The 22,021-nt window shown below is 53.3% G+C and carries 29 protein-coding genes and 1 pseudogene; 21 read left to right on the top strand and 9 right to left on the bottom strand.

Features of this window, described 5'->3' with window-relative positions; genetic code table 11:
- The first annotated feature begins 143 nt into the window (after positions 1 to 143).
- From E5Q11_RS10600 to E5Q11_RS10555, 10 genes and pseudogenes are all read left to right on the top strand, one after another.
- Positions 144 to 773, top strand: coding sequence for a DUF5677 domain-containing protein (locus E5Q11_RS10600; RefSeq protein ID WP_135803343.1), 630 nt, complete (start codon positions 144 to 146; stop codon positions 771 to 773).
- A gap of 90 nt (positions 774 to 863) precedes the next feature.
- Entirely contained in the window at positions 864 to 1,157 is a 294-nt protein-coding gene (locus E5Q11_RS10595; protein WP_135803342.1) for a hypothetical protein, read from the top strand.
- Between the two features lie 626 nt (positions 1,158 to 1,783).
- Positions 1,784 to 2,161, top strand: a complete 378-nt coding sequence (locus tag E5Q11_RS10590; RefSeq protein WP_168215642.1) for a hypothetical protein — start codon at positions 1,784 to 1,786, stop codon at positions 2,159 to 2,161.
- A gap of 115 nt (positions 2,162 to 2,276) precedes the next feature.
- Positions 2,277 to 3,722, top strand: coding sequence for a P-loop ATPase, Sll1717 family (locus E5Q11_RS10585; RefSeq protein ID WP_135803340.1), 1,446 nt, complete (start codon positions 2,277 to 2,279; stop codon positions 3,720 to 3,722).
- 324 nt (positions 3,723 to 4,046) lie between these two features.
- A complete protein-coding gene (locus E5Q11_RS10580; protein ID WP_135803339.1) occupies positions 4,047 to 4,628 on the top strand; it encodes an SMI1/KNR4 family protein in 582 nt (193 codons plus the stop codon).
- A gap of 92 nt (positions 4,629 to 4,720) precedes the next feature.
- Entirely contained in the window at positions 4,721 to 5,092 is a 372-nt protein-coding gene (locus E5Q11_RS10575) for a transposase (protein WP_135803338.1), read from the top strand.
- Positions 5,071 to 5,901: pseudogene (locus E5Q11_RS10570) on the top strand (IS3 family transposase); the annotation flags it as partial. The gene E5Q11_RS10575 and the pseudogene E5Q11_RS10570, both read left to right, overlap by 22 nt.
- A gap of 100 nt (positions 5,902 to 6,001) precedes the next feature.
- Positions 6,002 to 6,361, top strand: a complete 360-nt coding sequence (locus E5Q11_RS10565) for a DUF2750 domain-containing protein (protein WP_135803336.1) — start codon at positions 6,002 to 6,004, stop codon at positions 6,359 to 6,361.
- 111 nt (positions 6,362 to 6,472) lie between these two features.
- Positions 6,473 to 6,874 carry a GFA family protein gene (locus E5Q11_RS10560; protein WP_135803335.1) on the top strand — a complete coding sequence of 134 codons (402 nt, stop codon included), beginning with the start codon at positions 6,473 to 6,475 and terminating at the stop codon, positions 6,872 to 6,874.
- Between the two features lie 98 nt (positions 6,875 to 6,972).
- A complete protein-coding gene (locus E5Q11_RS10555; protein WP_168215641.1) occupies positions 6,973 to 7,440 on the top strand; it encodes a nucleotidyltransferase family protein in 468 nt (155 codons plus the stop codon).
- A 36-nt stretch (positions 7,441 to 7,476) separates the two neighbouring features.
- Here the strand turns inward: E5Q11_RS10555 and E5Q11_RS10550 are convergent, their stop codons facing one another.
- Positions 7,477 to 8,052 (bottom strand): substrate-binding domain-containing protein, encoded by a 576-nt coding sequence (locus E5Q11_RS10550; RefSeq protein WP_225314929.1) that lies wholly within the window; start codon positions 8,050 to 8,052, stop codon positions 7,477 to 7,479.
- Between the two features lie 110 nt (positions 8,053 to 8,162).
- On the opposite strand from E5Q11_RS10550, the gene E5Q11_RS10545 reads away from it, so the two are divergent.
- The 6 genes from E5Q11_RS10545 to E5Q11_RS10520 all read left to right on the top strand — a co-directional run bounded on the left by E5Q11_RS10545 (position 8,163) and on the right by E5Q11_RS10520 (position 10,945).
- Positions 8,163 to 8,417 carry an NAD(P)H-dependent oxidoreductase gene (locus E5Q11_RS10545; RefSeq protein WP_210426312.1) on the top strand — a complete coding sequence of 85 codons (255 nt, stop codon included), beginning with the start codon at positions 8,163 to 8,165 and terminating at the stop codon, positions 8,415 to 8,417.
- Between the two features lie 85 nt (positions 8,418 to 8,502).
- Positions 8,503 to 8,904 (top strand): GFA family protein, encoded by a 402-nt coding sequence (locus E5Q11_RS10540; RefSeq protein WP_135803333.1) that lies wholly within the window; start codon positions 8,503 to 8,505, stop codon positions 8,902 to 8,904.
- A gap of 37 nt (positions 8,905 to 8,941) precedes the next feature.
- A complete protein-coding gene (locus E5Q11_RS10535) occupies positions 8,942 to 9,586 on the top strand; it encodes a hypothetical protein (RefSeq protein WP_135803332.1) in 645 nt (214 codons plus the stop codon).
- A 53-nt stretch (positions 9,587 to 9,639) separates the two neighbouring features.
- Complete coding sequence (locus E5Q11_RS18245) at positions 9,640 to 9,768, top strand: GFA family protein (RefSeq protein WP_449806437.1); 129 nt, start codon at positions 9,640 to 9,642, stop codon at positions 9,766 to 9,768.
- Between the two features lie 372 nt (positions 9,769 to 10,140).
- Complete coding sequence (locus tag E5Q11_RS10525; protein ID WP_135803331.1) at positions 10,141 to 10,578, top strand: thiol-disulfide oxidoreductase DCC family protein; 438 nt, start codon at positions 10,141 to 10,143, stop codon at positions 10,576 to 10,578.
- Positions 10,526 to 10,945 carry a DoxX-like family protein gene (locus E5Q11_RS10520; RefSeq protein ID WP_404802754.1) on the top strand — a complete coding sequence of 140 codons (420 nt, stop codon included), beginning with the start codon at positions 10,526 to 10,528 and terminating at the stop codon, positions 10,943 to 10,945. Before E5Q11_RS10525 ends, E5Q11_RS10520 begins: the two co-directional genes overlap by 53 nt.
- 104 nt (positions 10,946 to 11,049) lie before the next feature.
- Here the strand turns inward: E5Q11_RS10520 and E5Q11_RS10515 are convergent, their stop codons facing one another.
- The 4 genes from E5Q11_RS10515 to E5Q11_RS10500 form a co-directional block, all read right to left on the bottom strand.
- Positions 11,050 to 11,934 (bottom strand): NPP1 family protein, encoded by an 885-nt coding sequence (locus E5Q11_RS10515; RefSeq protein WP_225314901.1) that lies wholly within the window; start codon positions 11,932 to 11,934, stop codon positions 11,050 to 11,052.
- A gap of 47 nt (positions 11,935 to 11,981) precedes the next feature.
- A complete protein-coding gene (locus E5Q11_RS10510; RefSeq protein WP_210426310.1) occupies positions 11,982 to 12,776 on the bottom strand; it encodes a cyclase family protein in 795 nt (264 codons plus the stop codon).
- 10 nt (positions 12,777 to 12,786) lie between these two features.
- Positions 12,787 to 13,611 (bottom strand): fumarylacetoacetate hydrolase family protein, encoded by an 825-nt coding sequence (locus E5Q11_RS10505; RefSeq protein WP_135803329.1) that lies wholly within the window; start codon positions 13,609 to 13,611, stop codon positions 12,787 to 12,789.
- Between the two features lie 137 nt (positions 13,612 to 13,748).
- Positions 13,749 to 14,801 carry an AraC family transcriptional regulator gene (locus tag E5Q11_RS10500; protein WP_135803328.1) on the bottom strand — a complete coding sequence of 351 codons (1,053 nt, stop codon included), beginning with the start codon at positions 14,799 to 14,801 and terminating at the stop codon, positions 13,749 to 13,751.
- A gap of 523 nt (positions 14,802 to 15,324) precedes the next feature.
- Here E5Q11_RS10500 and E5Q11_RS10490 point away from each other — a divergent pair.
- The gene (locus E5Q11_RS10490; protein WP_404802753.1) at positions 15,325 to 15,966 is read left to right on the top strand and encodes a substrate-binding periplasmic protein; all 642 of its coding nucleotides are present in this window, start codon (positions 15,325 to 15,327) and stop codon (positions 15,964 to 15,966) included.
- A gap of 34 nt (positions 15,967 to 16,000) precedes the next feature.
- Positions 16,001 to 16,291 (top strand): YkgJ family cysteine cluster protein, encoded by a 291-nt coding sequence (locus tag E5Q11_RS10485; RefSeq protein WP_135803326.1) that lies wholly within the window; start codon positions 16,001 to 16,003, stop codon positions 16,289 to 16,291.
- A 5-nt stretch (positions 16,292 to 16,296) separates the two neighbouring features.
- On the opposite strand, the gene E5Q11_RS10480 is transcribed toward E5Q11_RS10485, so the two are convergent.
- Both E5Q11_RS10480 and E5Q11_RS10475 read right to left on the bottom strand, forming a co-directional pair.
- Positions 16,297 to 17,370: a TauD/TfdA dioxygenase family protein gene (locus E5Q11_RS10480; RefSeq protein WP_135803325.1), complete on the bottom strand. Its 1,074-nt coding sequence runs from the start codon at positions 17,368 to 17,370 to the stop codon at positions 16,297 to 16,299.
- A 103-nt stretch (positions 17,371 to 17,473) separates the two neighbouring features.
- Positions 17,474 to 17,695, bottom strand: coding sequence for a hypothetical protein (locus E5Q11_RS10475; RefSeq protein WP_135803324.1), 222 nt, complete (start codon positions 17,693 to 17,695; stop codon positions 17,474 to 17,476).
- 131 nt (positions 17,696 to 17,826) lie between these two features.
- Here E5Q11_RS10475 and E5Q11_RS10470 point away from each other — a divergent pair, with 131 nt between their 5' ends.
- A complete protein-coding gene (locus E5Q11_RS10470; protein WP_225314900.1) occupies positions 17,827 to 18,135 on the top strand; it encodes a hypothetical protein in 309 nt (102 codons plus the stop codon).
- On the opposite strand, the gene E5Q11_RS10465 is transcribed toward E5Q11_RS10470, so the two are convergent.
- Both E5Q11_RS10465 and E5Q11_RS17865 read right to left on the bottom strand, forming a co-directional pair.
- On the bottom strand, positions 18,129 to 18,965 hold the full coding sequence (locus tag E5Q11_RS10465; RefSeq protein WP_135803323.1) for a M90 family metallopeptidase: 837 nt from the start codon (positions 18,963 to 18,965) through the stop codon (positions 18,129 to 18,131). The two genes, E5Q11_RS10470 and E5Q11_RS10465, sit on opposite strands and share 7 nt — an antisense overlap.
- A gap of 9 nt (positions 18,966 to 18,974) precedes the next feature.
- Positions 18,975 to 19,136: a hypothetical protein gene (locus E5Q11_RS17865; RefSeq protein WP_210426309.1), complete on the bottom strand. Its 162-nt coding sequence runs from the start codon at positions 19,134 to 19,136 to the stop codon at positions 18,975 to 18,977.
- A 391-nt stretch (positions 19,137 to 19,527) separates the two neighbouring features.
- Between E5Q11_RS17865 and E5Q11_RS10460 the strand changes: the two genes are divergently transcribed.
- Complete coding sequence (locus E5Q11_RS10460) at positions 19,528 to 20,466, top strand: porin (RefSeq protein ID WP_135803322.1); 939 nt, start codon at positions 19,528 to 19,530, stop codon at positions 20,464 to 20,466.
- 199 nt (positions 20,467 to 20,665) lie between these two features.
- Positions 20,666 to 21,967: a C13 family peptidase gene (locus tag E5Q11_RS10455; protein WP_168215639.1), complete on the top strand. Its 1,302-nt coding sequence runs from the start codon at positions 20,666 to 20,668 to the stop codon at positions 21,965 to 21,967.
- Positions 21,968 to 22,021: the final 54 nt, after the last annotated feature.

Genomic DNA, 22,021 nt, shown 5'->3' with positions numbered 1-22,021 from the left:
GTCGTTCTGATTTCGCTATTGCCTAACAAGGCGCAGCAATTCGCGGCCGATGGCCGCCGGACGCCCTTTACATTGCGGCTGCGCCTCCATTACAAGGGCGCCGTTGTGCGCTGGCGTTAGGCCTTGAGGAGGTCCGGGTGCCGATGAAAGACGAGCTGGCAGTGAATTTTCGTCGGACCGCTACAGAGTTGGAGCTTGCATTGGACATCGTAGGAAACACGAAGTCTGATGCGACCAGCCATGTTCTAAGCTGTCTATTCAGAGAAGCCTATCGGGAAATTGAGCGCCTTTTCCAATTCTCTGATGATCTAACGTTCGCTAGCCTTTCAGTTAGAAACCTGTTTGAGTTGTATTTGATCTCACAACATGTGCACTCGGACAAAAAGGCGTTGAGCAGATGGCTTGGGCAGACGCATAAGGACTCGAAAGATGTGAGGGATGGCTTTATCACACTTATGCGAAAAAAGGGCTTCAACACCAAAGAATTGGAGGAGCTTCAAGAATTTGAGGATCGAGCGCTTGCTGAGAGCCCATTTACATCGAATGGTCCTTTTCAGATGAGAGACTTAGCGAAAAAATATGGTCATCTGGATGATTACTATTTCATTTATAAATTGAGTTCCAAGCTTATTCATCCAACGTCCATGAAGATTATGGGCTACGAAGCTTTAAACGAGGAGTCGAACTATTTAACTACCGTTCTTCAAGTTGGTGCCTATTTTAGCCATAGATACAGGGAGTTAGTTCATCATGTCGTCTCTGAAAAAGCCTAACAATTGCAGGCACGGCGACGTCTTTTACATGGCGGCTTTGCCGCCATTCCAAAGCCGCGCATGCTGCAGGCGTTAACCAGGGAGTGATCTATGAACGTTGAATCCATGATTGACGCTCTCGAGAAAGCATTAGATCGGTACCTGAAAACCTCTCCTGACCACTTTGCGATGCTCGAGGTTAGAAAGTTAAGAAGCGAACTTAGGTCTGATCCAGAACGGTTGGTGGTGGAAATATCGAATATATTTAATGACCCAAAGACCGTTGTAACGGATTCATTTCAATCGCAGGCGAGCCGGGATGCTGCATCCGAGGTTGAGGCTGCTAGAAAGCCTCTAGGTAATTACTTCGCGAGGCAGCGTAGAGAGCGGCGGAGTAATGGTTAACAAGTCAATTAAGTTCGTTCCGGCCGTTGGCCTCCACCGGACGCCCTGTACAGGGCGCCGCTTATTTCAGCGTTCAAAGTCTCCTTCTGTCGGAGTCTGAGAAAGGAAATCGATGAATTTCATTCGAGAAGTAGTTTGGGGAGTCCTAGGTTGGGTCTGGCTTGTGATAACTGGCTTGGCGTCAATAGCTAGCTGGCTTGGGCTTCCTTCAGGCATCAGTGATCGTGAGCGAATCCTTGTCGTTGTAGCTCTAGCGTCTGTATTGGCAGCGGTGATGCTCCTATACAGGTGCCATCAGATTTATGCTCAAGTCAGAGCGCCGGTGACAGTTCGAAAGATTGCCGACGGCAAACATCATTACCTCGGGTCGATGGTTCTGATACTAGACCGTTCAAACTGGATTCATGCGGAACAAATACTGGTACTTCTCCAAACGACTGATGACGTTCAGACACCCTTAGCCTTATTAAGGGTCGAAACGTTTACAACAAAAAAGTTCCCCCAATGTGTGGTTCTGAGGTCGCTAACTAACGAAAATCTTAAAGATTATTTGTCAGACCAGTCTCGCTGGGCAAGCATGAGTGTCGTGCCAGAGATACGGTCCCGGTTTCTAGAGGATAATGCAGATGTCGAATAAGCAAACTGAAGCCGATGATGTTGTTTTTGAGGGTCGAATCGCTCAAATCATTGATGACCATCGGATCGTTATCAACAAAGGCCGCGAGCACGGTGTCCGTGTAGGGCAGCGCTTTCTGATTTTGGCAATCGGTGATGAGATATTTGATCCGGAAACCAAGGAAAGCCTGGGTCAGGTGGAAGTTGTCAAAGGGAGAGGCGAGGTTACTCACGTGCAAGAAAAAATGTCGACACTCCAAACAACGGAAACCCATGAAATCAGGCGGAAGCCATCTACGTTATTTGCTCTAACGCAAGGAGCGGAGGTCACTCACGAGCCAAAAGCATTCATCGACCCAGAGATAGGCGATATTGCGCGGCGTCTTTAAAAGATTTGAACAAGTCGCTGTTGTCGGACAATTTTTCCGCCGCTTCGCGGCTCCAAAATTGCCGCAAAGCTTCGCGTTACATTGAATCCAGTTTCTAAAAAATAGGTGTAGATAAATGGAACAAATCAGGCTGAAGGATATTTATCTAGGGGAAAATGATGGCAAAAAAGAAGCTGTCTACAGGTCTGATTTTGAGAGATTTTTTGTAGATATAGATAAAAACTATGAAAAAATTCAAGATAAGCGGAATTTTCTCGTGTTGGGTAGGAAAGGCTCGGGGAAAACATTCTTCGGCCAATATATAAAGAAAATGGCCGAAAGTGACCCTCTTCAATTCTGCGACATAAGTTCGTATAAAGACTTTAAGTTCCAAGAGCTTATCCATTTAAAGTCTGGAGATATTCAGCCCAATGAATACTATGAAATATGGCGTTGGTTGCTGCTACTAGATCTGGCAAAATTGTGCCTGACGGATCAAGGAATTCCGGAATCTGACGCCAAAGAAAAATTGATAGCTTTTTTTGATGCAAACTATAAGTCGATAAGTATCGATACAAAAAAAGTGGTTGAAATAACAAAAAAACGTCAGGTGAGAGGCGGTTTTTTAAAATCCTTCGCCGACCTTTCTTCAGGGCAAAAATTAGAAGAAGGCTCCTATTTAGATTACATTGATGACCTTGAAGAGGTCGTGCTTGATCTGCTCTCTAATTCGCAAAGTAAATATACGACAATATACGATGAGCTAGATGATAGGTTTCGAGATGATGAATATTATCGTCATTCTATTATAAGTTTGCTCAAAGCTGCTGATCACATAAATTTAAAAGCTGCCGAAAAGTCTATTAATTCTAAAGCAATAATCTTGCTAAGGTCTGATATATTTTCCACTTTCAATGATCCCGATTTGAATAAAATAAAGAGAGTTAACACAATAAAGATCGATTGGGGTGACAAAGTATCCGTCAGTTCTCCGCTGATGAAAATGATTGTTTTTAAGGCGAGGATTTCTAGCACCCTTATTTCAGCACTAAGAGATGAAGAAATTTTCCGGAGTCTTTTTCCCCAAAGTATTGATCGAACGTCAGCCGAGCGTTTTATGTTGGAGAGGTCTTTTTTTAGGCCCCGAGACATAATTACGATGCTAAATTTAATAATTGAAAAATATCCAAACTCTACGTATTTTGGCTGGAAAAGCTTTAAAGATGTAAATAAGGAATATTCAGAGTATCTTCTAGATGAAGTTCGAAATGAGATGTTTGGACACCATGCAGATGAGCAAATCGAAGGAATAATCAAGCTTCTAAAGAATTATAATAAGCACTTCATTGAGTATGAGGAGCTGAAAACGTATATGGAGGCGAATAGATATCATTATGATGGCCTCGATTTGGAGAAAATGCTGATTGCACTTTTCAAGTTTAATGCAATCGGGAATAAATGGTATAACCAATATAAAAAGAAGGAATACTACACATGGGCACACAGGGATGACAAAGCTGATCTTGATTTAGACAAAACTATTGTCATACACAGAGGTTTGCGAGAAGCGTTCTCAATGTAACAAATGGCTGTTGTCGGACGCATCTGCGCTTTCGCTCCGTTGCGCCGCAAAGCCAAGCGTTATGTGAATTCAGTCATGAAAGCTCGATTACGATTTTCGTCCAGGGTAACTCCCCGGAAAGAGGTCTTGTTGAGGAGGTTGCTTGCGAGTTGTCTTGCGCTCTCGATGACTTCTTGTACTCCCTCTAGAAATGAGGACGCACTAAAAGTGTTTCAACCTTGGAAATCCGGATACGTTGGAAATGTCGCGGGCTGGAGGCAGTTCCTAAAATGCTGGCAAACCGAGACGATGGCATTTCTCCACAGTGACGGCGCTCAAACTCCAATGGATAAAGAAGTGTTGGATCGAGGCAGCTTGATGTTTGAAGAAGCGACTCGTAGCGCGATTGAAGAAGCGGAGCATCGACTTGGGATGAGCTTTCCTAAGTCTGTTAAAGATTTTTGGATGGCTAGTGGAGGTTGGATCCAATTACGACTGGATGCTGATGACGGGAAAATCTACGGGCCCGCCGAGATAGATCGGATTGCGACGTTATATCCTGACCTAATAAACGCAGATGCACTTCCAGACAGCTCAGACGAGGACTATTTTACATACTCTGAAAGTCAGGACAGCATCGATGTTCGTGAGAGTTATATTGAAACAGCGTTTGCAATGAGCGAAATGGTAGACGCTGGCCTCTACGTGTTAAATCCATCGGTAAAAACTGAAGATGGAGAATGGGAGGCATGGTTCTTAGGGTGGGAATTGCCCGGCGCCCTAAGGTTCAAGTCCTTTGCTCACCTAATGCAATACGCCTATCTAAACTCCATGCATAAGGAAGAGCGAGAACACATGTATTACTCGGGATCGGAAATCAAAGGTACATGCGCAGACGCCGGCTTAACGGACCTTACTTTGGATTAGGCCGTCATCACATAACAAGTTGTTGTAGTTCGTTCTGCACTTCCCCCACTTCAATAGACACGCATCGATAACTCCAACTTGGGAGAACAGCGATGCCTGCAATGACGACCGGCAAGAAAACCGAGCGGTATACCACCGAGTTCAAAGTCAAAGCCGTTGAATGGAGTCACCAGGCGCATCGCAGCGTGAAAAGCGTTGCCGAAGCGCTGGATATTCACCCGATGATGCTGTCACGCTGGCGAAAGGAGCATCGTGAGGGGAAGTTCGGTATGAAACGGGTCAAGCGAGCACCGGCAGAGGCCAAGAAGAAGATCAGCGAGCAGGATGAGATTGCCCGCTTGAAGCGCCAAGTGTCAGAGCTTCAGGAGGAAAACGACATCCTAAAAAAGTTTCAACGCTTTCAGGCCGAAGAACGAAGGAAGCGTACCGATTCGTCTGGCAACACCGACGAGAGCACGGCGTAAAGACGCTGTGTCGTCACCTCAACATTTCCCGCTCAGGCTATTACGCCTGGGCGAACCGCAAGCCAGGTCAGCGGGCGTCAGAGAATGCCGCACTGTTGCTCAAGATCCGCAAGATCTTCAATGACAGTGAGGGTCGCTACGGCAGTCCCAAGGTGTATCAGTCCCTTCGCAATCAGGGGATTCGGGTTGGAGAAAACCGTGTCGCCCGGCTGATGAGAGAATGGGGCATGAAGGCCAGATCTTACCGAATCTACCGACGACTGCTGACCCGTAGGGCCGTCCTCAGGGCATGGCCAAACTACCGACTGGCAACGGAGAAGCCAGTGGCGATCAATCAGCAATGGAGTAGCGACGTGACCTACATCAAGATGGGGCGGAAGAACGTGTTTCTGGCGGTGGTGTTGGACTTGTTCTCTCGTCGCATTGTGGGCTGGAAACTGGAGGCTAGTCTGAATGGAGAGCTGTCACGCGGCGCTCTCAAACAGGCACTTCAGCTGCGTTCACCACCGCCAGGGCTTCTACTCCATACCGATCGAGGCACTGAATTCAGAGCGCTGAGAATGCGCGACATGATGACCCGCCACCAGATCGTCCACAGCATGAGCCGGCCGGGATACTGTACCGACAACGCAGAGGTGGAATCTTTTTTTAAAAGCCTGAAAGGAGAACTGCTGCACGCAACCAGCTTTGTCACGCTTCGCCAATTAAGACACCATATAAAACAGTATATTGAGCGTTTTTATAACACCCAACGACTGCACAGCAGCCTTGGTTACCGGGCTCCACTGGAATTCGAGGGAGCTAACTGATGGGAGCGTGTCTGTTTTTTTGGGGGAATACCATTCCGGCCCGATGGGCCTCCACCGGACGCCCTTGTCAGGGCGCCGCTTAGCTTCGCGTTAGGTGTATATGAGTATTTCCTCAGCACAAGCATCAGCATTCTACAAAGAGGTTGCCGAAAACGGAGTCGTTTGGGGCATTAAAGATAGCGGTGGCTTCCCCGCTCCGCATGGGACAGAGGACAAGCGCACAATGCCTTTCTGGTCTTCGCGATCCCGGGCCCAGGCAGTAATAGAAAATGTTGGCGCCTATGAGGGGTTTGAACCCGTGGCCATTCCTTGGACGGAATTTTGTGAAAGATGGGTTCCGGGCTTGTCCAAAGATGGCCTTTTGGCAGGGATAAACTGGTCTGGCAAACGTGCCACTGGTTTTGACATCCATCCATCTGAGTTGCAGAAAAATGTCGAAGCTCTGCGCAACAACACCTAACCAGGCCATTAAGTCTGTTTCGGGCCTTCGGCCCTTCACCGGACGGCTTTCAGCAGCCGCTTATAGCCGGCGTTATGTGTGCGTTACCTGCGGGCCATAGAAGGGAATCCTATGACTAAGCATGTTGGTTCTTGCCTGTGTGGCACAGTGAGATTCGAGGTCCATGGAGACTTCGACAGCTTTTACCTGTGCCATTGTCAGTATTGTCAAAAAGATACGGGATCTGCTCATGCGGCAAATTTGTTCTCGCAGTCAGCTAAACTGACTTGGCTGGCGGGTGTCGATGCTGTGACTTCCTTTACGCTTCCAGGTACTCGCCACAACAAAAGCTTTTGTAGATCGTGTGGTTCAGCATTACCAAGCACTCAACTTACAAATCTGCTCGTCGTTCCCGCAGGGTGTTTGGACACTAAAGTCTCTTTGTTGCCAACTGCTCACATCTTCACATCGAGTAGAGCGGTTTGGGACGGGGCGATAGGGGACGTGCCAGAGTTCGAGGGCCTGCCAGAGTAAGCTAGGATCATACATAACCAGCGGCTGTTGGAGGACGCACCTTCGTTGTCGCTCCGGCTCGCCGCAAGGCCGAGGCGTTATGCGCAAAAGGAGGAAGCGTGCATCATTTGGCAGCCCAATGGATTGTGGGGTTACTGAGAGACAGGAATATCCCCTTTCTGATCTGTGGAGGACTCGCCGCAAAGGGATATGGCTCCGAGCGTGATCTGAATGACATCGACCTTTTCGTCCCCGGTGAACATTTCTCGTCGGTGGTCCAAGCCGGCCAGAAATTTGTATCCAAAGCTGCCGCTCACCGCCAAGAGGAAGGCTGGGATCTAACCTACGTCCAGTTCAAGTATGAAGGCATCAAAGTGGAGGTAGGTAGCGCTGACAGTGCGAAAATCTTCGATGCAGGCAACCAGACCTGGGTTCCGCTCAACATAGATTTTTCTCGCTATTCGACCGTGCATTTGCTGGGTCTTCAGCTTCCCCTCATGCTGAAGGACGATCTGGTCCAGTATAAATCTGCGCTCTCGCGTCCGGTGGATATCGAGGATGTCCGTGCTATCCGTGAGAGCGCATAATAATGCTATGCAGGCGAGCCTTTAGGAAAGCTGCTGTTAACGAGTCGTCAGGCCTCCTCGCAAATACTCACCAATAACCTGCGTAAACTCCCGAATTCGCCTCACCCGCTTCAGATCAGGATGGGTCAGAATCCAGAGTGGAATGTCCAACTCCCCAATGGAATCCGTCAGCCGGCAGAGCTCCGGATCTGCTTCGCCCAGATAGTCAGGAAGCACGGCAACAGCCGCGCCTGATCGCACGGCGGTTTGCATGCCCAGCATGGAGTCGACCCGGTAGCGGCAGAACTCATCCAGTCCATTCCGGGCCATCCAGGTTTCCAGGGCACGGTTGCCCATATGGTTGTCCGGGCCAATCCATGGGTGTCCAGTTAGGGTGTGCAGGGGCAACCGCTCGTTCTGCCAATGCTGCCGCTGCCCGTAAACGCTTTGGCGGATCAAACCAACTTTGCGGCCAACCAGGGTTTCCGGGGGGTTATCGGTGGGGCGAATGGCGATGTCCGCTTCCCGCTTGCTCGAGCTTTGTACCTGGTTGGAGATGACCACTTCAAGCTGGATGTCGGGGTAGTCCGCACGGAACGTGTCGAAGGGTTTGGCCAGAAGGCCTGCAAACAGGGTGTCATGGCTGATTCCCAGCTGCCTGCCAGATGTGGCGATACGGTCCCTTGAACTTGTGGGGCATACCGTCGAACTGGTCGATCTCTATAGGGAGGGGTTCGATCCGGTTGAACGCCCCAGCCATTCTGAAAGGCTGGTTTGACCGGGTGCTGGCGCTCCAGGTTAGTTATGGCATTCAGGGCGGGGGTATTCGTTATCAGGATGAGCCCGAATTCAGGGACCAGCTGGAGCAGAGTAAAACGGTGTGGGCGGACCGGTTGCCGGGGCTGTTTAACGAGTCACCCATTCCTTTTACCGGATGGGAAGACTGGGATCAGAACGGTGTTCTTGAACAGACTCATCCCATGCGTTGGCGGCTGTAGGCAATTACGTGGCGGCGGCGCTATATTAACGTCAGGAGCGCCGATGATGACGGTGTGGTTCGATCGTTTACTTGAGGACTAGGCCATGAAGCTTGCAGGTGGATGTCATTGCGGCGCGGTTCGCTACGAAGTGGAGGGAGAGCCCTACACTCATGCGCTCTGCCATTGCTCGGATTGCCGGCATCATTCGGGTGCCCCCATGGTGGGGTGGACCATGTATCCCCGGGAGGCGCTGACAATCACCAAAGGCCAGCCGAAGCTTTACGAGTCGTCCGAAAACGGACGGCGACACTTCTGCCCGGATTGTGGCACCGGGCTGTTCTATTCCAACGCGCACGCGCTGCCGGGCCTGATCGATATTCAGAGCGGCACTTACGATACGCCGGAAGAGATTCCGGCGCGGATTCAGATTCAGATCGCAGAGCGAATAAGCTGGATGGAGCGTGTTCACGAACTGCCGGTGTTTGATCGGTTTCCGCCGACTTAGTAAGTTGGGTGGCGCGCTCCTTGGATTGGAATAACAGATGCACGATCACGTATTTCCAAAAATAAATGAACTCTGTGTGTTTGTGGTCACTGTACTGCTATACGCCACGATCATTATCTCCCCGGAGCTCCATGAATTTTTGGGCCTTTACTGGCAGGAGCTATTGCAGGATTGGGAGAGGAAGTGGAGCCGGGCAAATACGCTTTTTCTGATGTTTGAATTTGTCGGCAGCCTAATTTTCGGGTTTGTTTTTCTGGCGATTATTTTTCTTGGACCGTTGTTTCTTCCATTTACCAAACGGGATATCAGAGCCGTTTGTATCTGCATACTCTGGCTGGATGCAGCTCTCATCATTTACTGGAACAGTCAAACGCGAAGCGAATTCTCCTTTATTCAAGCGGCCCTGATTCTATATTGGGGCGCCTGGCTGGTGTATTCATATTTCGTCCTCCGCGCTGACTCGACCAATGGGGTAAAGCGGCTAATTAATAATGAGCAAACGACGCCTGTAACCGCGTTGCTGATTTCAGGGTATGGATGCATTTTTTTGTTGATATTTAAACTCTTGTTGGGTTGGTGGTGGCTGGATTCATACATGGCAGCGGTCTTTATGGCTTTGCTCGCCGCGCGATTTGGAGAACGCTTTTTATCCGGAATTGAAGACAAAGAAGGGATTTCGTAATTCATATTGGCTGGCACAGTAAGCAGCGCCATCAAGTCGAAAAGGATTGATTGATGCAAGGTGAATGTCTCTGCGGTACCGTTAAGTTCGAAATTCACGGGGAAATTCGGAATCTCTATCAATGTCACTGTTCGCTGTGCCGCAAAGCGACTGGGGCGGCAGCCCCGTTCCCAATAGCCTGAAGGGCACTAACGTGATTTGGGTTCCAGCCGGCTTGCTGGATGGGCTGGTTACATCAAGGGTTTCGGTTCACCTGCATACATCCTCCGCTGCCTTATGGGAGCAGGAATCTAACGAATGCGTTCGGTTGGAGGGCGGACCAGAGAGCCTGGAAGCGCTGAACAGGCTGTTGATGAATGGGGTGCGACCGTAATAGGCGTCACAAAGCCATACTCGAGGAAAATCTGCACGTCGTCATTGGTGGGGGTAGCGGCTTTATCGGCACGGCACCTCAGGCGGCCTGTCGCATTATCGATTCAGCGTTGGATGATCTTGTCCAGATCACAATATAGATTTGGGATGGTGCCGGCACAAATGAGCCTTTTCGGAGTTTTATGAATAAAACACTTCACTCTGCACCCGGCGTAGCTTCAGGCGACCGGGTAGTTCTGTTTGATGGGGTATGCAGGCTGTGCTCAGCCTGGGCACGTTTCCTTATAAAGTTTGACCGCAAGCGCCAGTTCAAGCTGGCAACAGTCCAGTCGCCCGAGGGCCAGGCGATACTGCAGTGGCATGGATTTCCAACCGACTATTACGAGACCATGTTGCTCGTTGAGGGGTCGGAGATTTATACCAAGTCGTCGGCGTTCTTTCGAGTGATGCGGCGGCTTCCCTGGCCCTGGCCGCTTGCATGCGTTGGCTGGGTTGTACCTTCGTTTATTCGGGATTGGCTTTATGATCGTGTCGCGCTGAACCGATACAGGCTTTTCGGCCGATACGATGCCTGCGTTGTTCCGAGCAAAGATCACGATGCCAGGTTTCTGGGTGAATAGTACCTTGCTGAGTTACGCAATCTGCCGGTGCACAGTAGCCTTTGTCTGGTTCTATCAGGGGTTGGTGCCAAAACTGCTCAATCAGCATGAAGACGAGCTGGCAATGACCATGGCTATCGGGCTATCACGGTCTGGTGCGGAAACAATGGCAACGATTGGTGGAGTGCTTGAGATAGTGATCTCTGTTGCTGTTCTGGCATATTGGCGCCACCGCTGGCCACTACTTCTGACTGTCGCCGCGATGGTTGGTTTGCTGGACTTTGTGGCTTTGTTCCAGCCCGTGTTACTGGGCGCAGCATTCAACCCAGTGACAACCAACGTCGCTGTGATGGCGCTTTCAGTAGTTGGATTGTGCCTTTTACCGTGAGAAGGATATGGCGCGCTGCCCGGCCTGATCGGTTTCCGCCGACTGAGTAGGTGGGGTGGCGCTACCAGGTTGGCTTACTGTTTCTGGCCGCACAAGCGATGACCTCAGTTTGAGGCAGTCACATCCGCACTTGAAAATGTGGGGTAACCGGACGGCTTTCCGTTATTGATGTTGTTCAGGAAGTTGCTGTCTTTGACTGGCAGGTTTGCGGAACCGTAGTCAAAGCTGTTGAGTCTCGAACGCATCTGCTGGTTGGACAGTCCGTCTCCGACCATTTGATACCAGCTGACGATCGTCGGTGTCAGGAAAGAGCCGTAAGGGTTCTCGGCATACTCATTACTTTTCGCGAAGCGGAAGGCATGTGTGGTAACGCCATCCTTGTGATAGACGATCTTCAAATGGCCATTTTCAAACGGTAATTCCGAAGCGGGTTTTGTGGTCTGGTTGCCATGGGAACTGTAAGTGCCATGCGTCACCACGCCGTTTCTGGTCCAGACAACAGCATGCTCCCAGTCATGGCGGTGGCCGCCGCCAAAATAGTCGAACAGCTGGTCTTTTTCGAAGTAGAGCGCATAGATATGGCCGCAATACTGGCTCCCACCAGACGTTTTACAGACGTAGCGATGCATGGTGTTGGAGGTCAGCAGAAAATTACCGGAGCGGCAGTCGCCGGTGATTTTTCCCGACGTGTTAAGGCCATCATTCTTCTGACCCAGGCGACTGATACCCGCGCTGGGCAAACAGCCATCCGTGTCAAAATCAAAAACGGGATAGGTGTTGAGGATCGAAACGTTGCTCGGCAGGGTTTGATCCAGTTTGGCAAAGTCGCTGGCCAGGGTGAGTTCGGTGTTCAAGAACAGGGTCAGGAGGGCCGTCGGAATCGACAGTTTCATTGTCGTTTTTGCAGGCATAATGGTCTTTCCAGTGTCGTTTGTTTTTGTGTATGTACAGGGCCTTGGGCACCTGAAAAAAAGCGTGGCACCCAGCATTTGGAAAAACCATCCCCCGTATGGGGTGAGCGGTCAGATTCGTGAACTCAGTCATAAAGAAAGCCAACCACGCGGGCCGGGGCGGCGGAGCATCCTTTCAGGCGCAGCGGGAATACCCCCACATCAAAACCGTGGCTGGGCAGATTCTCCAGGCCGCGTAACTGTTCCATCTGCCAGTAAGGCTTGTGGCGTCCGACCAGGTGGCCTTCCCAGAAGCTCTCACTGTCCTGGTTTTTTCTCGCTTTGCGGATCTGGTCGTGGAACGGCAGGTCCCATCCCCATTGATCGATACCCATCACAATAACGCCATGATCAATCAGCCATTCCGTGGCGGGGCCGCTCATGCCGGTGCCGCGTTTCCAGTACTCCCGTGTGCCCTGGTATTTGCAACGGCCGGTGCGAATCAGGGCGATGGTGCCCTGGCTGATCTGTGCGCCGGACTTTTCCAGGTCCGCCTCCATATCGGCCACGGTAATGCTGTCGCCTTCGGCCTTGTGGGTCATGTCGAAGACCACGCCGGGGCCGAAGCAGTGATCCAGCGGAATGTCTTCAACGGATGGCAGCCGGTTGCCGTCGGGGTCGGTGGGCCCGTAGTGCCAGGGGGCATCAATATGGGTCGTAGAGTGCACGCCCATCCGGGTAATGGTGTCGTCGGCCCAGCCGGCAAATTCTTTTGGCATCAGCCGGAAGGGTAACCCCAGGGCTCGCATGAGCCAGCGGGCCTGGGCATGGGGTTTGTGGGTGATCTTTACCCGCATGAACAGGGGGTCGTTGCGGTTGTAGGCGATTTCTTTGGAAAGATCGATGATCTGGCTGGGCTGGATACGGGCATTCGGGTTCATGAGCTGGCCTCTACAGAATCTTGTGGGTGATGTCACCAACGCCGGACAGGGTCAGCGTCAGGGTGTCTCCGGCGTTCAGCCAGTGGCCGTTTTCCATTCCGGAACCGCCGGGCAGGGTGCCGGTGCCGAACAGTTCGCCGGGGAAAAGCTGCTCGTCGCGGGATACGTGCGCCAGGACCTCGCCCAGGGAATACTGCATTCCGGCGGTGGTCACGGTGGCCACCTGTCGGTCATTGATCAGCACCGCGCCTTCCAGATTGTCCAGCCGGGGTAGCAAGGTTCTGGCATCCACGGTATTGGCCGCCATCGAGCTGAGGAAGTGCTTGGATTTCTGCGGCCCGAAGCCACTGCGCATTTCAGGCAGTTGTATGTCCCGGGCGCTAAAGTCATTCAACAGAACAAACGCGCCGATGGCGTCGACGGCTGCTTCCACGCTCGCGTTCTTCAATGGCCTGGCCAGCACAAAGCCCAGTTCCAGTTCGTAATCCAGCGCGCTGGTGTAGGCCGGTGGGTTGACGTCAACGCCGCTGGGCACGAAAGCCAGGTGGTTCCCCATATAGTAAATGGGCTGCTGGTACCAGAGCGGGTGGGGCCTGAACTTCGGAAAGGTTTTGCCACTGAGTTTCTCGTAGGCGCTGGCCAGGCGATAGGCGCCGGGCATGAACCGCCGGGCGAGGCCTCTGGAGGCGTTGATGACATGGGATTCGTAGAGCATGAAGTCGCGGAACGACAGCGGCTGGAAGGGCAGGCTCAGATCGGAACCCGGATTCATCAGTGCATGGTGCGTGGTCTGCCACTGTTCGGTGAAGGCGCCGGGGGAGTCGGTGGAAGGCATGTTCGTTCCTCGCGTCTGGTCTCAGGGTGGCGTTGCTGGCCACGCTGTTCTGAATCCACTGTAAGCCGGTCACGAGGGGAAGGGCGTATCCGGGCGAACCAGAAGGGTTACCCTGGGCGCCAGAATTCAGCCAAAGTTCAGCCGGAAGCCTGATTCCGGTATTCGCTGGGTGCCCTGCCGGTCCAGCGTTTGAAGGCGCGGTTGAAGGCCTGGGGTGAGGAAAATCCCAGCAGGTAGGCCGCTTCGGTGGTGGACATCTGGCCTTTGCCAATCCAGCGCAACGCGCAAGCCTGCCGCCGCTGGTCCACGAGTTCGCTGAAGCTGGTGCCCAGTTCAGACAGCTTTCTTTGCAGGGCACGGCTGGACAGGCGATGGGCGTTTGCAACCTCCTGCAGCGTTGGGCCGTCGAATGCGATGGTGGCTTCGATGTGGTTCACAACGCTGAGGTAAAGCGGGTCGCCATCGCTGGCGCTCAGCTTTTTCAGTTCCTCATCGGCGTGGGCTTGCAGCATTTCCCGCACGTCGGGGTTGGCCTGGTCCATGGGACGGTCAAACCATGCCTGGGGAAGGCTGATGGAAATCTCCGGCTGGTCCCATTTTATGTTGTGGCCGAATACCCGCTGCCGTTCGGCAATATCGGGTGGACGGGTTGCGATGAAGCAGGTTGCCAGCGGGTTTTCATGCTGTGCACCCACCAACCAGCGCACCAGGGTCAGCAAGGAGCAGAGGTAGGCTTCCTGCATCGCCAGGCTGGTTTTCACGGCTTCAACCTTGGGCTGAACCCTGATGATGATTGACGTGGCAGTCTGCTCTACATCCGCTCCGTAAACGGCGTAGACTAGGGTCTGGTAGCGGCAGTAGAACGTCAGCAGCTCCCGGGCATCGGATGTTGCTGTGGCCAGCAGCCCGGCCGCCCCGTAGTGGCCGGGCTTTACGGCTTCACCTCGGTGAAGCCCGAAGGCAGGGTCTCCGGACAGGCGTTCAGCGGCCATAAAGGCGCGTATGTAGTGGCTGGCAGGGATTCGTTGGGCCGTATTCTCCAGGTCAGCCGGTGTCAGCCCGGCAGCGGTCAGCACCTGGTTGCCATTAATCTGGCGGTCCTGGCAGTAACTGAGCAGGCTTTTGAGAAAGACCATGGAGCAGGTCAGGTGTTCTTCCGCACCCGGCATCCGGGAGTGACTGTTAGCCATCGCTTGGCTCTGCAACCTCTGGGGCAGCCTGAATTATGTCTGAAGCATAGGAGCAGATTCCGGGGGTCGCCACTGGCTGAAAGGCGATCATTATCGACTCCTGGTACAAAAATGCCTCTCAATGGACGGCTGCTGTGCGAGGTGGTCAGATTGAGAGTCGCAGGCTCGTAACGGACAGGGCCATAGTCGATGCCGTGCTGATGTACTCTCCCGAATCGGTGATCGATATTGGGTGTGGCGAGGGATGGCTGGTTCGGGAACCCGCCTGCCGGAATCTTTGGCTACAATCACTATACATCGATCGGTCATTCAGGCGCGCCAGCCTGGCGTAAACTGCACGGGTGTTGGTTATATGGATTGCACAGTAAGGATGGAGCCATATCTGCGACGCTTTCTCTTCTTCGGATGGGTGAGTCTGTGCTTTGCGCCTGCCAGTGTCCTGGCTGAGACCCTTAGATTTGCCACCATTGATTATTGCCCCTTTACCTGTGATCCCTCAAAGGAGGACGGCAAGGAAGGGTTCATGACGGATGTTCTTCGGGAGGCACTCGAGCCTGCAGGGTACACGTTGGAACTCGAAATGTTGCCCTACGTGCGTGCGGTGGAAGCCGTTCGTGACCGACGATACGACGGTATCGTGGTGGTCGGTAAGGATTACGCGCCTGATCTGGTTTATCCGGCACAGCCAACCGTGGTGCAACGGGTGTTGTTTCTGGTGAATGCGACCTCACCGTGGCGATATCTGGGGGTGGAGTCGCTGGCCGATGTCAGGGTTGGCGTTGTCAGGGGGTTCCACTATGTTGACCCTGACCTGGTAGCGTATCTTGACCAGGAAAAGAACAATGAAGATCGGGTGTATGTGATGCACGGCAACACCACAACGTCTCGGGCGATTCGCATGCTGCGTAACGGGCGGATTGCGGCGTTTCTTGAAGGCGAATATTCCGCGGTTTACCAGCTCAAAAAAATGGGTATCTGGAATGAAGTAACGGTGGCGGGGTACACAACCAATGCCTTCGAAGACTACACCGGCTTCAGCCCCCATAATCCCAACGCGGCCGACTACGCTGGAATCCTGTCTGATGCCCTTGCACGGATGAAGCAATCCGGTCGGCTTGATGACATCCTGCGCCGCTATGGTGTGACTCCGGAACTGACACCTTGATCGATCGAAACGTTAAAAACAGCCTGGCCGTAAAATGACGACAATTCCTGCCAAAAATCTGGTCGATGGCGAAGTTTCCTGCTCAAACTGCCGGGCTTGCTGCTGTCGCCTGGAAGTCATGATTATTTCCGATACGGGTGTTCCGGAGCGGCACATCGCAGTGGATAAGTGGGGCGGCGAGACCATGCTGCGGCTGGACGATGGCTGGTGTTCGGCGCTGGATCGGGACACCTTTATGTGTACGATCTATGAAAACCGCCCCTGGATCTGTCGGGAGTTTGAAATGGGCTCTTATGAGTGTCTTGAGGAAAGAGCCCGAGATTGACTCCTTCAGTTCTGCATGGGTATGTCGTCCTTCCAGCGGAATCCCACACCACCAGCCTGCCATACGCCGTCCTGATTGAGCGGGTGGGGCCGGGATATCTGGATGTATTGCGGTAAACCAAAGTGCGGTGCCAGGTTCTGTCTGGATTTGATAGTGACCCGGTCCATGATCCTCAGCCCCTGCTGATCCGCCGGCAGGTGGGCCTCCGGCGATGCCCGGTGAGCCAGGGCCCAGTTATCGATGAACAGCAGATCGCCGGTGTCGTACTGGTATTTTATGCCGTAGCCCTTCTCGAAAGACGCGTTCATCAGGTCGTTGTAGTCATTGAACAACTGCTTCATTTCATCTTCGTTGAGAAGGCGAAGCTGGCCGGTGTCTGCGGGTTTTTGCTGCAGCTCATCGATGGACAGGCCGTCTTCCGGCAGCCGTTCGATCACGCCCCCGGTCATTCCCAGGTGCAGCCAGACGCTCTTGCGGCCGGAAATGGGATGGGTGTGTACCACCGGATGGGTTACGCCTGTGGCTGAATTGACGGACACAAGGCGCTCCCAGAATTCCTGCTTTTCCCGGGGCAGAACATCAAAAGCGGCGCCCTGATGCGCGAAGTGGGTGCCGCCGCCCTGTTCCGGCGCCCGGGCCATGTAATAGGCGGAATGGGAAAACGTTGCCGCTTCAAAGCTGCCGTCGTTGTGCCACTGCGGGCCAACGCCCAGTATTCCATGGCGGTTGTCGTTAGAGCAGCGGAAGATGTCCCGGTTCATTCCCGGCGTGGCGGGGTGGACACCGTGGGTGGAATGAATTTCACCCGCGCCCCACCATTTGCTGGCGTTGACCAGCTCATCCGCAGACAGGCCGGGCTGGTGTTTGAACACAATGAACCCGCGGTGGGCCATTTCTTCTTCCAGGGCCTTGATGGCGGGCTCCGGCAACCGGGCGCGGACGTCGGCGCCGTATATTTCAACGCCAAGCGGCTCCAGCTGTTTGACGGTCAGCCCTGCTTCTTCAAGGATGGAGACCCGGGCAGGGTCCAGCGGTGGAATGGTGGGGTTACTGCTGAATTTTTTAAATGCGGTTCCCATAGTCGCGATTACCTTTATGGGTGAATTGCGACCAGCTTAACGCAGTGTGTTTCAGTGACAAGCCCCCGGAATCTACTTAGTTAATCCGTGCTGTCGGATACGGTTACTCGGTGTTGGAGGGATTTTTTGCCTGCTCTGCGGCCCGCTTGTTGTCTCTGGCGGTAAAGCCCCAGCCAACGGCGGTGAGCAGAATCAGCCCGGTGATGATGAGAGGCACCTGGCCTAATGTGAATATGGCTGCGAGCACGGACGCGACAGCCGCCACGGCGGAAAGCTTCCAGGAATAGCCGCTGGTGCCGGACTGTTTTTGGGGTACTTCTGCCATGAAAAATTCCTCAGGATTCTGGGTGCAGCTTAGCAGTGAAGATGCATTTTAGTGGCTTCAGGGAATGATGTGTTACACCATATACGCTTTCTTTCCGGAAAAATGTTGTCCGCTAACGGAGGTTCCGATTCGTGAATTTCAAAAGTCTGATCGTGGTTGCGGTCATGGGTGCTCTGGCAGGCTGCCAGACATCGAACTATGTGTCGTCTGCCGCCACTGATGGCAACGGTATTACCTGCACTGAAATCAGCCAGGCGTTTTCAGCCTATAAACAGGACCGCCAGTCTGCCGACGCCTGGACCCAACTGGCCCAGTTGATCAGCCCCACGGCAGGCAACTATGCCGATATGGGCGTGCAGACCGCTGCCCGATATTACGAGCAGATCAAAGGCACAACCAATCTTGCGCTTGCGGTACGGGGCTGCCAGCCGGTTCAGTGAGCCTGAGCCGCCTGGGCGTTGCCGAGATTGAGCGGGTCCAGGCGGTAGAATCCACGAAGAGCCCGGTAAACCTCTGGCTGCTCGTGTTTCAGGTGTTCCGGCTGCTGGAAAAAGGCTTCCGTCAGCACTGCGAAGAATTCAGCCGGCTCGGTTGCGCCGTAAGGATCAAGCCACGGCTGCTGGTGGTGGCGCAGTGAATCACGCAGTTGCTCATAAGCCTGGGTCATGGTCTGTTGCCAGTGCCGGGCCTGTTCGCCACTGAGCGGCGGCGCGCCATCGGCGGTGCCGTCCAGATAATCAAGCTGGTGGGCGAACTCGTGAAGGATCACATTGTGGTGTCCTTCAGGGTTTACCGCGCCTTCCTCACATTCCGCCCATGCCAGCACCACTTGCCCGTGGCTGGAAGCCTCCCCGGCGCGGATCTGGCTGCTTTCACTGACCACAAAGCCATCACTTTCAACTTGCCGAACATGATAGGCGTCAGGGTAGACCAGGATGCTGCTGACCTCGTCGAAATCCGTAAAGCTGCGAGCAAGAATCAGCAGACAGGCGTGCCCGGCTATGGTGATGCGTACCCGGTCGTTTACCTCGAACCCGTCGCAGCCGTAAAACGATTTCTCAGCGATAAACAACTGCACGTGTTGTTGCAGTTGGCCTTTCAGTGCCGTAGGCAGCTTGCGGTACAGGGGAACCTGGGTTTCCAGTAACTGCTGCCAGTCTTCGGGAAAAGGTTCCTGCAGTCGCCTTTCGCGAATCCAGCCACGATAGAAAAACAGATAGAACACCGAGAAGCCGATAACGGCCAGAACGCACAGGGTATAGAGCAGCATAGTCGCTGCTCAGGCGCCGGAGCCTGGCTGCGATTTCTGTGCCCCTGCCGCCTTGTCAGCCCGCCAGGGCTTGCCGTCACAGGTTGCATAGTTGGGGCAGTCGGGCAGGCAGCCCCGGCAGGGAAGCCGGGGTGCAGCTTGCGGTCTGGTGTTGTTGGTGTGGTGAGACATGTGATACCCGCCTTGTGTGAATGCCCCAGTCTATACGATTCCTGACGCAATTGGATGATAGAAATAAATATTAAGTCAAACCTTAATATTGTCTGATTTATATTGATCGGTTTTCAAAAATCAGCCGACATTAAATATGAAATAAAACTGCCGCAAATATGTCATTCCTGCGAAATAAATCACCGCTAAGTTAGCGTCTCAAAGCCTGAGCCCCAACAAGGCTTTGAATTCATGTTGCGATTTGAGTGAACAAACCTTTAGCCGGGGCTTTGCCCCGGATTTTTTCAAATTCTTGATGTCCTGGCTGATGTTTGTATTTGCAATATGTAACCAGGAATTAATTTCAGAAATCAGAGCATTTAAAAACCAAACGATAGTGGAGTTAAAGTAAATGAAAAAGCTTCTTCTGGCTGTTGCCATGTCCTCTGTAGCCGCAGGTTCGGTTAACGCAGCCACCATCTACGAAAAAGACGGCCTGACCTACAAGCTCAACGGTGATTTTCAGGTTCAACTGCGTCAGAACATTGGTGACGACGAAGATCTGTACGTTGACTATGACGACCTGGAGCTGAAGAACTACATCAGCTACGACCTGGGCAACAACATGAAGGCCTTCGGTCGTGTTGATCTGGACTTCAAAGACCACGCCAATGACGGTGGCACTGAGGAACCGATGGAAGAAGCCTACGTTGGCCTTCAGTATGGCGCGGTTTCCGGCTCTCTGGGCAAGCAGAACTTCGCTTCTGACGAGTTTGGTATTGAAGAAGCTTATGAAACGCCTCTGGCTGAAGACCGTTATGACGACATCGCGACTGACGGTGACGATACCATCCGTTTCGACGTTGATCTGGATACCGTTTACCTGGTGCTGAGTCACGAACTGGAAGCAGAGAACAAGCAGGGCATTACCGGCGAATACACCGACCTGTTTGCTGCTACAGAAATCGCCGGCCTGGCCCTGGCGGCGGCTTACCAGACCTACACCCCGCTGGCACAGGATTCCCTGGACACCTACGGCGTGAGCGCTTCCTATGATTTCGGTATCGCTTCGCTGGGCGCCGACTACAGCAGCACCGACGACACCAACACCGATGTTGAAATATCGCTGTTGAACGTGGCCGCAACCTTCGACATCACCAACACCACCGGTGTTGCCCTGGGCATGCAGAATCAGGAAGAAGACAATGTAGATGACATTACCGGCTGGTACGCCAACGTGACCTACAAGTTCCCGCAGCACAAAAATGTCAGTGCCTTTGCTGAAGTGGCAGACACTGACGAAGACAATACCGATCTGGGCTTCCTGGCCGGTATGCGCGTAAAGTTCTGATGATCCGTTGAGATTAGAAACTCAGCCGCACGTCAGAAGGCCGGGCCATGCCCGGCCTTTTTGTGTTTGGCGAACGGGCAGTTTCCATGGTGCGCTGGCCGGCTGAGCCGTTTCGCCGGGGACAGAAAGGCACTATGATTGGCGGCAATCATCACGCTTGAATGGGATCAGAAGCATGAACGTTGAAAGGAGGCTCCGTTTGGGCGGCCCGATTAGTATGCTGCCGCTGGTTGCTCTGATGTTACTTACCGCCTGCGACACGGCTGAATTGATCGCGCCCGACGCGCGCCTGCCTGATGGCAGCGTGTATTCCGGCGGCATCGTTGACGGATTATTCCACGGTGAGGGTACCCAGGAGTTTCCCAGCGGCAAGGTTTACCGTGGGGAGTTCCAGAACGGCTACTGGCATGGCGAGGGTGAAATTGAATCCCCCACGGGCTGGCGTTATGAGGGGCAATTCCGGCAGGGGATGATGTCCGGCCAGGGCCGCTATCTGTATCCGGGTGGCCTGTATGTCGCCGAGTTTCTGGAAGGCCAGCCGGTTGAGGGCCGTCATATCACCGATTATGGCACCTATCAGGGCGAGTTCGAGGACTGGGATTACCACGGCGAAGGCACCTACGCCTATGTGGATGAATGGGAAGGGGCAGGTCGGCTGTCCGGCACCTGGGAAAAGGGCGAGTTTGTTGGTGGTGAAGAAGGCGGCACTGACGAGAGCGCTGACGCACCAGCCGCTCAAACACAACCAGAGCCGCTGACCGAAACCATTCTTGCTGAGGATCAACAGCGTCTGAACGATCAGATCAACAGCCTGGCGCAGGAACGGCCGGGGAAAAGCGATGCGTATTTTCTGGCGGTCGGCGGTGATGGCACCGAATCGGTGTTTATGCGGGACATCAAGGTTGCCAGGAATGGCGTGCAGACGCTGTTTGATGTGGACAGTCGCGCCATCATGTTGCTCAACCACCGGGATTATGAAACCTTCCCGCTGGCTACCCGGCCTTCCGTGAGCACCGCCCTGAAAGCACTGGACCAGAAGCTGAACCCGGAGGAAGACCTGCTGGTGGTGCACCTTGTCAGCCACGGTGCTCGTGACGGTGCGCTGAGTTTCCAGCAGCCGGGGCTCGACCTGCCTGACCTGTCGCCCCAGGCGTTTGCTCAAATGCTGGAACCCCTTCAAGCCCGACGCAAACTGATCGTGGTGTCTGCCTGTTTCTCGGGCCAGTGGATTGATTCACTGAAAAGCAGTGACACCTGGATAATGACTTCCTCCAGGGAAGACCGTACCTCCTTTGGTTGCGGCGATGATTCCGAGATGACGTGGTTTACCAAAGCGGTTTACCAGAGCGTTGGCCTGTCACTGTCGGAGCCGGATGCCATGTTTGAGCAGGTCACCCGGCAGATCCGCAGCTGGGAGGAAGACATCGGCATGGATGAGGAAAGTTGGTCCTACCCCCAGGTTTACCTGGGCGAGGGTATGCGGCAATGGCTGAGTCAATGAACAAGCCCTGATTTTCGCCTACACTGTGAGTTCAAATCTGTTCCGGTACGCTTC

The organism is Marinobacter confluentis (assembly GCF_004785685.1).
Lineage (GTDB): Bacteria > Pseudomonadota > Gammaproteobacteria > Pseudomonadales > Oleiphilaceae > Marinobacter > Marinobacter confluentis.
This window is presented reverse-complemented; position numbering and strand designations above follow the sequence as displayed.